Source organism: Rickettsia felis URRWXCal2 (genome assembly GCA_000012145.1).
Lineage (GTDB): Bacteria > Pseudomonadota > Alphaproteobacteria > Rickettsiales > Rickettsiaceae > Rickettsia > Rickettsia felis.
Window position 1 is genome coordinate 568056 of record CP000053.1, and the last position, 14637, is coordinate 582692.

A 14637-nucleotide genomic window follows, 5' to 3' on the forward strand; every position below is an offset into this window, starting at 1 on the left:
CGCTCACTAACGTTCGCTCGCAATGACGAAAAAACCGATCCACGCGGATGACATAATACTACAGCTTCTCGGCATGTGAGCTTAAATAATGTGCTATACCTTCATGTGATGGGGTAATTGCTTCCTCACCTTTATGCCAGCCGGCAGGACAAACTTCGTCGTGCTTTTGATGATGAGTTAAAGCATCAATTACTTTTAATGTATAATTAATATCACGACCGATAGGTAAGTCGTTAACTAGCATGTGACGTACTATGAAATCCTTATCAATTAAAAAAGTTCCACGCAAAGCAACACCGTCTTCATTAAGTACGTTATATTTTGAAGAAATATCCTTTTTTATATCGGAAACCATTGGAAATTGTACTTGTCCAAGTCCGCCTTTATTATGCGGAGTATTTTTCCAAGCTAAATGGCTAAAATGAGAATCAACGCTAACAGCTACTACTTTAGTACGTCTTTCGGTAAATTCACCAAGCTTATTGTGAAATGCTATAATTTCCGATGGACAAACAAAAGTAAAATCTAGGGGATAAAAAAATAACACTATATTATCGCCTGCAGCATAATCGCTAAGTTTAAACTTTTCGTCTATATTATTATTAGGCATAATAGCTTTAGCTGTAAAATCCGGAGCAGTTTTGCCGACAAATACTGACATATTCATAACCTTTTATTAATTAATAATTAGATATGATATATAAAACTAATTATTATTACAATAATAAATCTTTATAAATTGCTACTTATCTATTTTCTTTTCTGAAGAAGCTTTTAATTGGTTAAATATAGTTAACGCTCCGGTTACAAAACTACTAGGTTCTGAAAGATTTGTAGGTAAAATTACGGTGTTGGTATCTTTAGCCAAATTACCGAATGCACTAATATACTGCTCGGCTATTTTAAGAGCTACTGCATCGCTTCCTCCTGTTTTTTGTACGGCAGCTGCGACAATCTCAATACTATTTGCCGTAGCGGTAGCGACTAAGCCTATTGCTTCAGCTTCACCTTTTGCTCTGTTAATTTGATCTGTATAAGAAGCTTCTGAATTCAGTACGATTTGTGCTTTTTCACCTTCTGCATGATTAATTTTTGCTTGTCTATTACCTTCCGACTCTAGAATTTGAGCTCTTTTTTGACGCTCTGCCGCTACCTGCAATTCCATAGCTTTAAGTATAGTTTGCGGAGGTTGAATATCTTTAATTTCATAACGCATACATTGTATGCCCCAATTTATAGCAGCCTGATTAATAGCTGCCACAATTGCTACGTTTAAAGTTTCACGCTCTTCAAAAGTTTTATCTAAAGGGAGTTTGCCGATTTCCGAACGCATAGTAGTTTGAGCAAGCTGCGTTATGGCATAGTAGGGGTTATTAACCCCGTAAGATGCTGCTATCGGATCAATGATTTTAACATATAAAACACCGTCGATAGATAATGTTACGTTATCGTTTGAAATAGCTGTTTGAGCGGTAACGTCTATAGCTTCTTCTTTTAAAGTATGTTTGTATGCTACTTTCTGAATGACAGGGATTAGTAAATTTAAACCAGGCTGTAGTACTTTGTCAAATTTTCCAAGTTTTTCTACTACCCATGCTTGTTGTTGAGGTACAACTTTAACCATTTGTATTATAACTAAAATCGCTATAATACTGAAAATTAATAATGCATATTCCATAATTCAATACCTTTTTTTATTTCCACTCTATATTATTTTTAATTATAAAAAAAGGATTTAAATTAAACGGTACTTAATTATATATTTTTTTATCTATGAAATAAGTTTTAATTAATTTGAGTAAGGGAAGAATATTTGAATATTCTTCAAGTTGTTCATTTATATTTTTTATCTCATTTAAAGCACTATTAAAATCTTTCTGTAATAAATAAGTTTCAGCGGCTTTATTTTGTTCTAGTGTTTTAAGTAAAATACTTTGTAAAAATCTATAATAATAGTCGTCTAGTTTAGGTATATCAGACATAATAATAAATAATATAATTATTGAGATTTTAATTTATATATAAATTTTTTAATAATTCAATAATTTTTAACTAGATTTACATATACTTAAGTCTTTATCTATTATGTCGGAATCTATATTTAAACAGTCAAGGATTGAATGAAATACATAATCATGGCTAATTTCGGTATTAGCATAATTTTTAATTGAGTCTACCGATTCAGGATATTTTTCTCTAAAATCATCTGATACCCAAACTATAAGCGGCACTGTTATTTGTTCTACAAGTAGTGGACCACCGTGACCGTAATAACCATTTTCTCCTAACGATTCGCCGTGATCGGATACATATAGTAAAAAGGCATTTTTATCTTTAAGCAAATCTATTAAATTAGATAAAAAAAAATCGGTGTATAAAATTGAATTATCATAGCTGTTAACTAAAGCAAGCTTATCGCAATCACTCGCATCTCCTTTAACTTTAATAGGGCAGGTAGGAGTGAAATGTTCAAATTCTTTAGGATATCTTGCGTTATAGTTCCAGTGACTTCCTGAGGTATGAACTACTAAAAATTGTTTCTCTGAATTTGTTATTATTTCTTTTATAAAAGGCAATATTTTTTCATCATGATCATTTAAAGAAAATAGAGCAGAGCCGCCTGGTACTATAGTAAAATTAACGTCATTATATATATTACTTAGGTCAAAATTTGCGAAATTCCTCATTAAAGTTTGAGTACCGATCCAGGTAGTATTAAAGCCAAGATTTGTTAAAATTGATAAAAAGCTGTTCTCTTGTCTAGTATTTTCAATTTGACTTGCAGGATAACGTGAAAGTAATGACGGTACGGAAAGATAGGTAAGATTAGAAGAGGATTTAGCTTTGAAAGAAGTTAGATTTTGGGCAGTTTTTAAGTAAGGAGTCGTATCTCTTTCATAACCGTTAATACCGAAATGATCAAATCTTGCCGATTCTCCTATAACTAAAACACCTATAATATCTTTATCTGACTTATCTATAAAGTTATATTGCTTACTAATATCTATACAGGCATAATTTTTACCGGTTAGGTTTCCGGCAAAATTAAGGTAGCTATTATGTAAATACTGAATGGGAAAATAATTTTTTAGTATCTTAAATGAAGGAGTAATAATATTATATACAAAAATAAGTAAGCAAGCGGCAGATAATAATTTTGTTACGAATGATTTAGAATTTTCGGCGGCAAAAGATTTGAGAGTATAAAAACAGCTAAAAAGGCAAAAAATTATCCATATTATTAATTTAATGCTGACTAATTCATAAACTTCGTTTAAATCCGTTGAGAAAAAACTACCTATTACTTGTTTAGTAGGATTGATTTTGAAGAAATAAATGTAATAGCTAGCAATAGCGGATGTTATAAATAAAAACCCTACGCCGATTTTTAACACTAATTTATGTACGCTAAGACCAAAAAATGCTATAAAAGAAAATATATAAATATAACAAAAATCTTTTGATAGCTCTAATATCCCTCTAAAAATCGTTGCTTTATAATAATCAAATTTATAAATCAATATTGCGGTATTAAATAACAAACAATAAATAAAGGCTAAAATAGCCGATAATTTAATTAATTTCGTATCTAAATGTTTTTGAATAATTTTTAGCATAAATAATAATTAATAAAGTAATTTTTATAACTACCATGATCATAAAAAATCTTCAAGAATTTTATCCGCTTTTAATACCAAATGCTCCACTTATTGCTATTGATTACGGAAGCAAAAAATTAGGAATCGCATTATCTAATCAAGAACGTAATATTGCTATGCCCTTAAACACTATAATTGAGATAAATAAAAAAATCGTTATTACTTCCTTGCTTAGTATAATCGAAAAATATAAAGTTTGCGGTGTGGTAATAGGCCTACCGATTGATATGAGCGGAGCGGTAACCGAGCAAACAAATATAGTGATGAAATTTGCTGAAGAGCTAGCAAAATCTATAAATTTGCCTATATATTTACAAGATGAAAGACTAACTACAAAAGCTGCGAATAATTTCCTTAAATCATTCGGCGTTAAAAGAAAAGATCGTAATAATAACGATGATGCCGTAGCTGCTAGTATGATTCTTGAAACCGTGCTTGATTCTATGAAAAAACTTTAATTAGGAAAGAATTGAGGAGCTGTTGCTTGCATCGAAAAACCTACTCAATGTCATCCCCGCAAAAGCGGGGATCCAGAAAAATAACTTCAATATCCGATATAGAAGTTGTATATTCAACAAAATAAGCCTATAAAAACTTGTTTTTATAGGCTTTACTGGATTCCCGCCTATGCGGGAATGACATAAAACAGTCCATGCAACAAAACTAAGAATTTATGACAAACAAATTACCTCCTATTTCACCGGGGCAAATTCTACTTGAAGAATTTATGTAACCTATGGGTATTAGTCAAAGTAAGCTTGCTCGTGATATTGATGTACCTGTTACTAGAATCAATAATATAATTAAGCATCATCGTTCAATTACTGCTGATACGGCACTCCGCTTAGGTAAATATTTTAATGTTAATCCTCGTTGGTGGATGAATATGCAAAATTAATATGATTTAGAACTCGCAGAAGATGAAGGTTGGAAAGTTAAAGAAAGTAGAATAAGAACCTTTTCTATGGCAAGTTAATTATTTTTTATGATAGTACAAAAAAGTTATATTGATAATAATGGTAGACTAGTTATTCCTATAAAAGTGAGGCAGAAATTAAAACTTAAAATAGGAGATAAAGTAACAATTAAGTATAACAATTCAGAATTAATAATATCAAGTTTTTATTCAAATATAGAAAAAGCAAGAAACATACTGGATAAGTATAAAGATATTGATTTGTATAAAGAATTAAAGCTTATGAGAAAAGAAGAGGATATAAATTAATTCGTTGATAATTATACAATTTCTAGCTTTTCAAAAACCTTATTGTAAAGATATATTATTTATGATAGAAACGATGCAAAATAAATAAAATATATCATGAAAATATTAATTCTAGGTGTTACCGGTATGCTAGGTAACAGTATGTTTAGATTTTTAAGTCAGGATAGTAAGTTTGATGTTTGTGCGACAGCTCGAAATAATTTCGCTCGTTCTTATTTTTCTAAAGATTTATCCGATAAATTAATTACAAATGTAGATGTTGAGAATCATGATTCGTTAGTTGAGGTATTTATTAATAAAACAAAACCCGAAATCGTCATAAATTGTATAGGGCTTGTAAAACAACTAGCTGATGCAAACGACCCGTTAAAAGCATTGCCGATAAATAGTTTACTGCCTCATAGGTTAGCAAATTTATGTAAGCTAGCTAATTCAAGGTTAATCCATATTAGTACTGATTGTGTATTTTCAGGAAAAAAAGGTAATTATAAGGAAAGCGATTTTCCTGACTGTTATGACCTTTACGGTCGTTCTAAGTTTCTTGGCGAAGTAGATTATCCTCATGCTATCACTTTGCGTACTTCAATTATAGGTCATGAGCTGGCAGGCAATAGAAGCTTAATCAATTGGTTTTTAAGTGCAGAAGGGCAAGTGAAAGGTTTTGAAAAAGCTATTTATTCAGGATTCCCGACAGTAGAGCTTGCAAGAATAATAAGGGATTTTGTATTACCGAATAAAGAGCTGCATGGGCTTTATCATGTTGCATCAAAACCGATTAATAAGTTAGAATTATTAAAATTAGTAGCGGCAATATATGATAAAAAAATCGATATTATTCCGTCAGATGAGCTTGTGATAGATCGCTCAATGGATAGCACACGTTTTAATGAAGCGACGGGCTATAACCCGCCAGAGTGGCCTGAGCTTGTAAAGCGTATGTGTGAGTTTGGGTAAATCGTCATTGCGAGCAGTCGTAGACTGCGTGAATACCGAGTCGTCATTGTGAGAAGAATTACGTAGTAATTCGACGAAGCAATCTCAGGATGTTTTACGAGATTGCAACGTCGCTTCGCTCCTCGCAATGACGATTATGCAACAATTTTTCCTCGCAATGACGGATAAATAATAACAAAAATAGGTACTAAATAAATAATGTTTGTAGATAAAACTTTAATGATTACAGGAGGCACCGGTTCGTTTGGTAATGCGGTGCTTTCTCGTTTTCTTAAATCCGATATTACCAATGATATTAAGGAAATTAGAATTTTTAGTAGAGATGAAAAAAAGCAAGAGGATATGCGTATTGCTTTAAATAATCCGAAACTTAAATTCTATATCGGGGATGTACGTAATTATAAAAGTATTGATGAGGCGATGCACGGCGTTGATTATGTATTTCATGCCGCCGCTTTAAAGCAAGTTCCGACTTGTGAATTTTATCCTATGGAAGCAATCAATACTAACGTCTTAGGTGCTGAAAATGTTTTAAGTGCTGCTATTAATAATAAAGTTGCAAAAGTTATTGTACTTAGTACTGATAAGGCTGTATATCCAATTAATGCAATGGGATTATCTAAAGCGTTAATGGAAAAGTTAGCAGTAGCAAAAGCTCGTATGCGTAGCCAAGGTGAGACCGTGCTTTGTGTCACTAGATATGGTAATGTTATGGCTTCCCGTGGTTCGGTAATTCCTCTTTTTATCAATCAAATTAAGCAGGATAAAGACCTTACCATCACTGAACCTTCAATGACACGTTTTTTAATGTCGCTTGTAGATTCCGTAGATTTGGTTTTATATGCGTTTGAGCATGGTCGTCAGGGTGATATTTTTGTACAAAAATCTCCGGCAAGTACAATCGAGGTACTTGCAAAAGCGTTACAAGAAATATTCGGTAGCAAAAATGAATTACGCTTTATCGGTACACGTCACGGAGAGAAGCATTATGAATCATTAGTATCATCGGAAGAAATGGCGAAAGCTGATGATTTAGGTGGTTATTACCGTATTCCTATGGATGGACGCGATCTTAATTATGCAAAATATTTTGTTGAAGGTGAAAAGAAAGTAGCTCTTTTAGAGGATTACAATTCTCATAATACAAAACGTTTAAATTTAGAAGAAGTAAAAGAGCTGTTACTAAATCTTGATTACGTACAAGAGGAGCTAAAAAATGCTTAAAGTAATGACGATTGTCGGTACTCGTCCTGAACTTATTAAACTATGCTGCGTGATTTCCGAGTTTGATAAATATACTAATCACCTCCTAGTTCATACCGGTCAAAATTATGCCTATGAGTTAAATCAGGTTTTTTTTGATGATATGGGAATTAGAAAACCTGATTATTTCTTAGAAGTAGCGGCAGATAATACGGCAAAATCTATCGGGCTTATTATCGAAAAAGTAGACGAGGTACTTGAGAAAGAAAAACCCGACGCCGTTTTATTTTACGGCGATACTAATTCTTGTCTATCGGCGATTGCCGCTAAACGCCGTAAAATCCCGATTTTTCATATGGAAGCAGGAAATCGTTGTTTTGATCAGCGTGTACCTGAAGAAATAAACCGTAAAATCATTGATCATATTAGCGACGTTAACATTACGTTAACCGAGCATGCAAGACGTTATTTAATTGCTGAAGGTTTACCGCCTGAGCTTATTTTTAAATCAGGCTCGCATATGCCTGAAGTTCTTGACCGTTTTATGCCTAAAATATTAAAGTCGGATATTTTAGATAAATTATCGTTAAAATCAAAGCAGTATTTCTTAATTAGCTCACATCGTGAAGAAAATGTCGACGTCAAAAATAATCTGAAAGAGTTATTAAGTAGTTTACAAACGCTTATTAAAGAGTATAATTTCCCCGTAATTTTCTCAACACATCCAAGGACTAAAAAAAGGCTTGAGGATTTAGAAGGGTTTAAAGATTTAGGAGATAAAATAAGGTTTTTGCCATCTTTTGGTTTTACGGATTACGTCAAACTTCAGATGAATGCGTTTTGTATTTTATCCGATAGCGGTACTATTACCGAAGAAGCATCGGTACTTAATTTACCTGCTTTAAATATTAGAGAGGCACATGAGCGTCCTGAAGGTATGGATGCCGGAACGCTTATTATGTCGGGCTTTAAAGCTGAACGGGTACTACAATCGGTGAAAGCTATTACGGAAGAACACGAGAATAATAAACGCTTGCAAGATATCGTGTCGGATTATGCTGAAGCGGGTCTTGTATCAAAGAAAATATTGCGTATAGTTTTAAGTTATGTGGATTATGTTAATCGCAGCGTTTGGTTTAAGAAGTAATCCTATTCATTATTGTCATATCAAAAACATGAAATTCTTTAAATTAATAAAACCTAACACTTTATTTTTAAGTGTTTTTTTACTAATAACTCTTATATCTTCTTTTTGCTATTCCAAAGAAAATTCTTATAAAAAAATAGTTTTTCTTGTTAGTACAGAGATATTCGGCGGCAAAGGCGTATACGCAATGTATAATGAGATGAAAAAAATAGGTCATGATGTCAAAATTGTAATAGTACCTCATCCTCATCCCAATATTCAAGGAGGAATAGATACCGAATTTATTAGTAAATTTGATACACAAGATGTAATATATCCATGTGGTAAGTATGCTTCTTATTCAAATGTTAATACAAAATGTGAAATTTCTGAATTAAAAAATTATCAGCCGGATTCTATCTTTACGCAAAACCCTTATGAAAATTTTCAAGGCTATATATCAGAACCTTTTACGGCTGCTAATTTGTATAAGAGTTTTAGAGGAACTAAAACAAAAATTATGTATATAGTCTATGGTCCGCATATCTTTCATCAAAAAAATATTGATGATGATAAGTTATCAAGTTTCATAGAGACGGTATTTGTTGATTCAGAAAGTACAAAGGATATCTTTATTAGTAATTATAAATTTCCTAAGGATAGAGTTATTGTTTCAGGTTATCAACCATACTATGAAGTAAGAAATTATAACATTGGAGAAAAACCAAACTAGGAAACCATTTTATGGCTTCCTAGATGGGAATTATCATTTAAAAATAGAGATTTATATGAAGGAGGTTCTACTTTCTTAAATTATCACTATTTTTTCTATAATTATGCATTACAACATCCTGATATTCATTTTATTATAAGACCGCATGTTACATTATTTACCTATGCGGTCAGTAAAAATTACTTAAGCCAAAGTGATATGGATAATATATTAAGTAGATTTAACTCTTTAAAGAATGTTACTGTTTCTGCACATGCATTCAGGTCGTTACTAGATGATATAATGGTGTCGGATATTGTAATAAGTGACGGTACTTCTCATCTCTTGCTGAAGTAGTAGTTGCCGATAAGCCTATAATTTACTTAAGTAATGGTTGGAATAATGAGTTTAATAGCAATGCTCTATCTAAAGAATTAAAAAAATATATGTATTTTGCTTATGAGCCGCAAGATATTATTAACTATGTAGAATTTATTAAGCAAAATCATTATTTACCTTATCACAAAAATAGTAGTGGCAGAAATCAATTTAAAAAGATGCTTGATCCTGTAGAAAACCCTGCTGCATTTATCGCCGAATATTTGTTAAAATTATAATAATTAAAATATGTATATATTAGAAGAAATTTATAATGATGGTGAAAGATTAATTCCTGGGGAAACTCATGATGTTTTAGAGGTAATTCGTCATAAAAGTAGTTATAAATTTTTTAAAAAAATTATAGAAGCCGATATACTTAATAGCCCATTAATAATAAATCAAAAAATAAAAATTCTAGATATAGGTTGTGGAACAGGACACGGCACTTTCATGCTTAGCGATATGTTAGGAGTAGAAATTACCGCAATAGATATCAGTAAAGAATCTATAATTTATGCTGAACAAAATTATGGAGCATCTAATATAAAATATATTAAATCTGATTTAGTTAGTTTTATTAAAAAGGCAGAAGAATATGATTATATTGTATCACGACATGCACTTGAGCATATTGAAGATGGGTTAAATCTAGCACTTAATCTTAAATGTAAAAAACGATTAATAGTAAATGTACCTTTTAATGAACCAGAAGGAAACATATATAATTTAGTTAATTGGATTACTGAAAAAGACTTTACGTCATATACGAATAGAGAGTTTTTTTATGAAGGATTAGATGGTGTAACTAACGACACACATTCTGAAGAAAATCCTCCTAATTCTATAATCTGTGTATCTAGTAACTCAGATTTAAAGCCTATAAAACAATTATTTAACTATCCAATCTCAGCTTAGACTCCGGAATTTTTAGAAAAGCTAGGTTTGCAATTCCAAGATATATTAAAACAATTGCTACAAGCTAGGGATGCATTAAAAAATAGCGAAGAGAAAAACTTAAATTGTGAAATTAAATTAAATAATACTGTAACAGAGCTAAATCATGCTTTAGAAGAAATAAAAATTCTTAAAAATAAACTAATTATTAGTGAAGAAGAAAAATCTATTTTTTTAAAGCTCTATAGAAAATTTAAACAATAAAGGCATTGCTAACTAAAGAGAGATGTCATAATGTGGTTTGGGAACTAGATCTAGGAAAATAACTTAAAATACTAATAAATTTAGTATTTTTAACTGGCTCTAGTTCATAAATCACGGGATGACATCGAGCTTTTTATTATTATCTTTCTTTAGTTAGCAATGCCACAATAAAACCGACATTTTATAAATTATTTCTAAAAGTTATGATAACTAAAAAAGATAAACCTTTAAATATTTATTGTCCTTTAGTTTCCATTATTATACCTGTCTATAATGGAGCTAATTATATGCGTGAAGCGATAGATAGTGCTTTAGCCCAAACATATGAAAATATTGAAATTGTAGTTGTTAATGATGGCTCTAAAGATAATGGAGAAACAGAAAATGTAGCATTATCATACGGTGATAAAATACGCTATTTTCATAAAGAAAACGGTGGTTGTGGTTCGGCTTTAAATTATGGTATAAAAAACATGAAAGGTGAGTATTTTTCGTGGCTTAGCCATGATGATATATACTATCCTAATAAAATCGAGCATCAAGTTAACATATTAAATAAATTAGATAATAAAGATACTATTATTTATGGCGGTTATGAATTAATTGATGAAAAAGGAAGCTCTTTACGTTATATTAAACCGGATAGTGTGCTACCTATAAATAAACTTAATATTTCTTTATTACCTTTATTACGAGGATTAATACATGGTTGTTCATTATTAATTCCTGCTAAATATTTTCATGAAATCGGTATATTTAATGAAGCTTTACCGACAACGCAAGATTATGATTTATGGTTTAAAATTCTCCGTGTTGCCCCTATTCATTTTGACGAGTCTATCCTAATTAAATCTCGTTTTCATTCAGAACAAGGTAGTAAAAAAATATCAAATCATAACGAAGAATGTAATGTATTATGGTCATCGTTTCTTCATGAGTTAACAGAAGAAGAAATGATCAAAATGGAAGATTCTCCTTATTTATTTTTAACTCGTACAGCTACTTTTTTATCAAATAATACTCCGTATAAAAAAGCTTGTGATTTAGCAAATACTATGGCTAAGCAAGTACTACATGATACTAAAGTTAGTGTTATTATACCGGTATATAATAGAATAAATTGGGCAATTGAAGCTATAGAAAGTGTACTTATTCAAACCCACAAAAATTTTGAGATACTTATAATAGATGATGGATCGACTGATGATATATCAGAATTAACTTCAATATGCAAAAAAGATAAAAGAATAAGATATTTTCATAAAAAAAATGAAGGACCTGCTGCTGCACGTAACTTAGGTATTAAAAATGCTATAGGGAAATATATTGCTTTCCTTGATTCAGACGATTTATTTTATAAGGATAAAATAGAAATCCAATTAAAGTTTATGGAAGAAAATAATTTTATATTTTCTCATACTTCATATCAAAAAATAAATGAAAAAGGAAAATATATAGAATCTGTTCATTCTGGGTTTTTTAGTGGAAATGTTTTTCCTCAAATTATACAAACTTGTCCAATAGCAATGCCGACAGTTATGGGAACTTTGACATTATTCCAAGAAAATTTATTTCCTGAAAATATAAGAAGCGGTGAAGATTGTTGTTTATGGATATCTATTGCTAGTAAAAACTCAATAGGTGGTATAGACAAAGAATTGTCTAAAGTACGAATTAGCGGTGGTACTAATACGTTTATGGACCCAAATAAATATTCAGTAGGTTTAATAAATATTACTTCTTATGTTCTTAATGATCCTTATTTAAGTAAATTTAGTCCGTTTACTATTAATTTGTTATTAGCGGCTGTTACACAATTAAGATTATTAGAAAATAAAGACTATAAAAAAAGTAATATTTCTTTTTTCAACAATAATTATGTAATTCAAAAAATACAAACCTATTGCTTTGTGACAAAAATTTTGATTTTGTTAACTATTACTTCTATAAGGCAAGAAGGAATACGTGCAACAATCTCTAGAATACAGAGATGGCTTAGAAAGCATATATAAATAACTATTCCTCAAGTATCTTAACTTTTGAGCCGTCGCCGATTTTAGTCATACCTTCGGTAACGACTAAGTCACCTTCTTTAATATCCTTAGAGGTAATTTCAATTAAACCTTCTGTACGTGTACCGATTTTTACATATAATTGTTTTACCGTATCACCGTCTATTTTATAAATAAAGTTACCTTGATTATTTCGTTGAATACAACTTTCAGGAACGGTTAGATTTTTGTGAGGATTAATTATAAGCGTAACATCTACGAAGCTATTATGCAGGATTTTTGTCCCTATAGGTAAAATAATTTTAGCTGTTAAAGTACCGTTATCTGATAAGTAATGCGATACTGCCTCGATTGTACTTTTAAATTTCCCTGCAATTAAAACTTCAGTATCGACTCCAACTTTTCCGCTTAAAGATTCCGGCAATTCAATAAAAATACTTTGTGAGTTTTCTGTTCCGGTAATGCTAAAAAGATAGTCGCCTATTTTTACTTCATCACCGACCATAGACTTAATTACGCCTATTTTACCGGAGTAGGGTGCAGTAATTATCATGTCATTATATGTTTTTAGAGCTTTGGAATAATTAAATTTAGCATCTTCAAGTTCGCTTTTTGACCTTTTATATTCCTCGTTGCTTACAAATTTTTTAGCAAATAAAGCTTCTTTTCTATTATAATCTTCTTGTTTTGTATTTAATAAAGCTGCTGCTCTAGATTTAGTGGTTTCTGCTATGTTTTTATCTATAACTAGCAATATATCGCCTTTTTTTACTATTTCTCCTTGATGTGCTGAAACTTTTTCAACTACTCCAATGGCATTAGCATAATAATCACGGCTATTATCATTCTGGCATTGCCCTACAATATTAAATATGTCGTAAAGTTCGGCAATTTGTACTTTAGTTGCTTTTACTCCTGTAATTTTTTCTTCTTCCTTTTTACTTGCCATAGTAGAAAGGGAAATAAGTAAGGTAAAAAGAACAATAAGTTTTGCGGGCATAATATTATACTCTAAGTTGAATAGGTGTCATCTAGTTAGTTTGTCTACATTAGGTATTGCCCACGTGGATGGATTTCACCTCTGTCATACCGTGGCTTGACCTATAGTACCGGACAATTTTCACTTTATGTCATTCCTGCGGAAGCAGGAATCCAAAATAAAGCGAGATAAATCGAGCTTTAAAAAAGCTTTATTTGAAAAAAAAATTATCTAATAAAAAAATCTTTGAAATCAAGGTTTTTTTAGCATGGATCCCTGCTTTCGCAGGGATGACATCGAGAGCTTTTTAAAAATTGTCCGGTACTATAGGCTTGACCACGGGATCCAGTTAAAAATACTAAAATTATTAGTATTTTTTATTGTTTTTATGGACCCCGTGGTCAAGCCACGGGGTGACATATTGGATTTACCGCTCCACGCAATAATACCTCCAAGTTATGACAAAGTATGCTTTTTAAGTTCCTCGTCCGTTAACCATTTATATTCTTTTTCTAGAATTTCAAATCTGATTTTTTCTAATTGTTCATCAAGATCAGGTTCAGGAACGATAGCAGAACCCATAAATTCAAATCCTTGATAGTTAATTTTTAGTTTCTTACAAATTTCTTGTAATGATAGTAAATTTTCTTCTATATCATCAATAAATATTATTGATTGCGGATAATAATCTGTTTTGCGTAATACATATTCAAGTACGCTTCCTTTATCATATTCCGCAGTATAAATTATGCCATCTTTTAATGTAGGTTTACCGTAACCGATATTAAAATCCTCGATTGTTATTTTATCTTCTAAAGGTGAAAATTCTTGAAAATTTACCTTTAATTCAGTGAGTTCACGAATTCTCCATTCGATCATATCTTCAATTACGCCGAATTTACCGGTAGGAAGTTTAGTAAGCCCCATTGCCGGAATATTTTTTTCTTTAAGTAGAGCAAATATTTTTAAAATGTCTGAATTAACGAATCTCGCTTTTTTTTCTTTAAGAATAACGCTAAGTAATAATTCACATTCTTTTCTAGTAAGTCTTTTTTCAATGTTATTCATTAATTCTTTTCTATAATCATGTGTTAACCTAGATTCATCACTATCCATTACAATTACTTCATCTACATCAAAAAGCACTAAGCTAGTATTATCGGCTTGTTTTACCGCTTCTATAACTTCTTTAAAATCATGAACTTTATTTATTTTGCTATACATATTT

General features: G+C 30.9%; 14 protein-coding genes and 2 pseudogenes. 10 read left to right on the plus strand and 6 right to left on the minus strand.

Annotated features, from left to right (window positions below):
• Window positions 1–58 precede the first annotated feature (58 nt).
• The 4 genes from RF_RS02850 to RF_RS02865 form a co-directional block, all read right to left on the minus strand.
• On the minus strand, window positions 59–661 hold the full coding sequence (locus RF_RS02850) for a peroxiredoxin (RefSeq protein WP_039594928.1): 603 nt from the start codon (window positions 659–661) through the stop codon (window positions 59–61).
• Between the two features lie 81 nt (window positions 662–742).
• Window positions 743–1678 carry an SPFH domain-containing protein gene (locus RF_RS02855; RefSeq protein WP_011270865.1) on the minus strand — a complete coding sequence of 312 codons (936 nt, stop codon included), beginning with the start codon at window positions 1676–1678 and terminating at the stop codon, window positions 743–745.
• A 73-nt stretch (window positions 1679–1751) separates the two neighbouring features.
• A complete protein-coding gene (locus tag RF_RS02860; protein WP_039594929.1) occupies window positions 1752–1982 on the minus strand; it encodes a hypothetical protein in 231 nt (76 codons plus the stop codon).
• Window positions 1983–2048: 66 nt separating this feature from the next.
• Window positions 2049–3617, minus strand: a complete 1569-nt coding sequence (locus RF_RS02865) for a phosphoethanolamine transferase (RefSeq protein WP_011270866.1) — start codon at window positions 3615–3617, stop codon at window positions 2049–2051.
• Window positions 3618–3652: 35 nt separating this feature from the next.
• On the opposite strand from RF_RS02865, the gene ruvX reads away from it, so the two are divergent.
• The 10 genes and pseudogenes from ruvX (at window position 3653) to RF_RS02910 (ending at window position 12430) form a co-directional block, all read left to right on the plus strand.
• The gene (gene ruvX / locus RF_RS02870) at window positions 3653–4117 is read left to right on the plus strand and encodes a Holliday junction resolvase RuvX (RefSeq protein WP_011270867.1); all 465 of its coding nucleotides are present in this window, start codon (window positions 3653–3655) and stop codon (window positions 4115–4117) included.
• A 278-nt stretch (window positions 4118–4395) separates the two neighbouring features.
• Window positions 4396–4557: a HigA family addiction module antitoxin gene (locus RF_RS02875; protein WP_011270868.1), complete on the plus strand. Its 162-nt coding sequence runs from the start codon at window positions 4396–4398 to the stop codon at window positions 4555–4557.
• An 87-nt stretch (window positions 4558–4644) separates the two neighbouring features.
• Window positions 4645–4884 (plus strand): AbrB/MazE/SpoVT family DNA-binding domain-containing protein, encoded by a 240-nt coding sequence (locus RF_RS02880; protein WP_011270869.1) that lies wholly within the window; start codon window positions 4645–4647, stop codon window positions 4882–4884.
• A 96-nt stretch (window positions 4885–4980) separates the two neighbouring features.
• A complete protein-coding gene (locus tag RF_RS02885) occupies window positions 4981–5838 on the plus strand; it encodes a dTDP-4-dehydrorhamnose reductase family protein (RefSeq protein WP_011270870.1) in 858 nt (285 codons plus the stop codon).
• Window positions 5839–6036: 198 nt separating this feature from the next.
• Window positions 6037–7062: a polysaccharide biosynthesis protein gene (locus RF_RS02890; protein WP_011270871.1), complete on the plus strand. Its 1026-nt coding sequence runs from the start codon at window positions 6037–6039 to the stop codon at window positions 7060–7062.
• Entirely contained in the window at window positions 7055–8188 is a 1134-nt protein-coding gene (gene wecB, locus RF_RS02895) for a non-hydrolyzing UDP-N-acetylglucosamine 2-epimerase (RefSeq protein WP_011270872.1), read from the plus strand. Before RF_RS02890 ends, wecB begins: the two co-directional genes overlap by 8 nt.
• Window positions 8148–9496, plus strand: a pseudogene (locus tag RF_RS02900) (hypothetical protein). Before wecB ends, RF_RS02900 begins: the two are co-directional and overlap by 41 nt.
• A gap of 16 nt (window positions 9497–9512) precedes the next feature.
• Window positions 9513–9995, plus strand: a pseudogene (locus RF_RS09800) (class I SAM-dependent methyltransferase); the annotation flags it as partial.
• A gap of 207 nt (window positions 9996–10202) precedes the next feature.
• Window positions 10203–10418, plus strand: a complete 216-nt coding sequence (locus RF_RS10520) for a hypothetical protein (protein ID WP_175265457.1) — start codon at window positions 10203–10205, stop codon at window positions 10416–10418.
• 203 nt (window positions 10419–10621) lie between these two features.
• The gene (locus RF_RS02910; RefSeq protein ID WP_011270875.1) at window positions 10622–12430 is read left to right on the plus strand and encodes a glycosyltransferase family 2 protein; all 1809 of its coding nucleotides are present in this window, start codon (window positions 10622–10624) and stop codon (window positions 12428–12430) included.
• 4 nt (window positions 12431–12434) lie between these two features.
• On the opposite strand, the gene RF_RS02915 is transcribed toward RF_RS02910, so the two are convergent.
• Window positions 12435–13433 (minus strand): efflux RND transporter periplasmic adaptor subunit, encoded by a 999-nt coding sequence (locus tag RF_RS02915; RefSeq protein WP_187145862.1) that lies wholly within the window; start codon window positions 13431–13433, stop codon window positions 12435–12437.
• 432 nt (window positions 13434–13865) lie between these two features.
• On the minus strand, window positions 13866–14633 hold the full coding sequence (locus RF_RS02920; RefSeq protein ID WP_011270877.1) for a DUF2608 domain-containing protein: 768 nt from the start codon (window positions 14631–14633) through the stop codon (window positions 13866–13868).
• Between the last annotated feature and the right edge of the window lie 4 nt (window positions 14634–14637).

What these genes read in the sequence shown, in the direction of transcription:
- RF_RS02850 (WP_039594928.1), bottom strand. Translation starts at nt 661, where the DNA reads ATGTCAGTATTTGTCGGCAAAACTGCTCCGGATTTTACAGCTAAAGCT.
- RF_RS02855 (WP_011270865.1), bottom strand. Translation starts at nt 1,678, where the DNA reads ATGGAATATGCATTATTAATTTTCAGTATTATAGCGATTTTAGTTATA.
- RF_RS02860 (WP_039594929.1), bottom strand. Translation starts at nt 1,982, where the DNA reads ATGTCTGATATACCTAAACTAGACGACTATTATTATAGATTTTTACAA.
- RF_RS02865 (WP_011270866.1), bottom strand. Translation starts at nt 3,617, where the DNA reads ATGCTAAAAATTATTCAAAAACATTTAGATACGAAATTAATTAAATTA.
- ruvX (WP_011270867.1), top strand. Translation starts at nt 3,653, where the DNA reads ATGATCATAAAAAATCTTCAAGAATTTTATCCGCTTTTAATACCAAAT.
- RF_RS02875 (WP_011270868.1), top strand. Translation starts at nt 4,396, where the DNA reads ATGGGTATTAGTCAAAGTAAGCTTGCTCGTGATATTGATGTACCTGTT.
- RF_RS02880 (WP_011270869.1), top strand. Translation starts at nt 4,645, where the DNA reads ATGATAGTACAAAAAAGTTATATTGATAATAATGGTAGACTAGTTATT.
- RF_RS02885 (WP_011270870.1), top strand. Translation starts at nt 4,981, where the DNA reads ATGAAAATATTAATTCTAGGTGTTACCGGTATGCTAGGTAACAGTATG.
- RF_RS02890 (WP_011270871.1), top strand. Translation starts at nt 6,037, where the DNA reads ATGTTTGTAGATAAAACTTTAATGATTACAGGAGGCACCGGTTCGTTT.
- wecB (WP_011270872.1), top strand. Translation starts at nt 7,055, where the DNA reads ATGCTTAAAGTAATGACGATTGTCGGTACTCGTCCTGAACTTATTAAA.
- RF_RS02910 (WP_011270875.1), top strand. Translation starts at nt 10,622, where the DNA reads ATGATAACTAAAAAAGATAAACCTTTAAATATTTATTGTCCTTTAGTT.
- RF_RS02920 (WP_011270877.1), bottom strand. Translation starts at nt 14,633, where the DNA reads ATGTATAGCAAAATAAATAAAGTTCATGATTTTAAAGAAGTTATAGAA.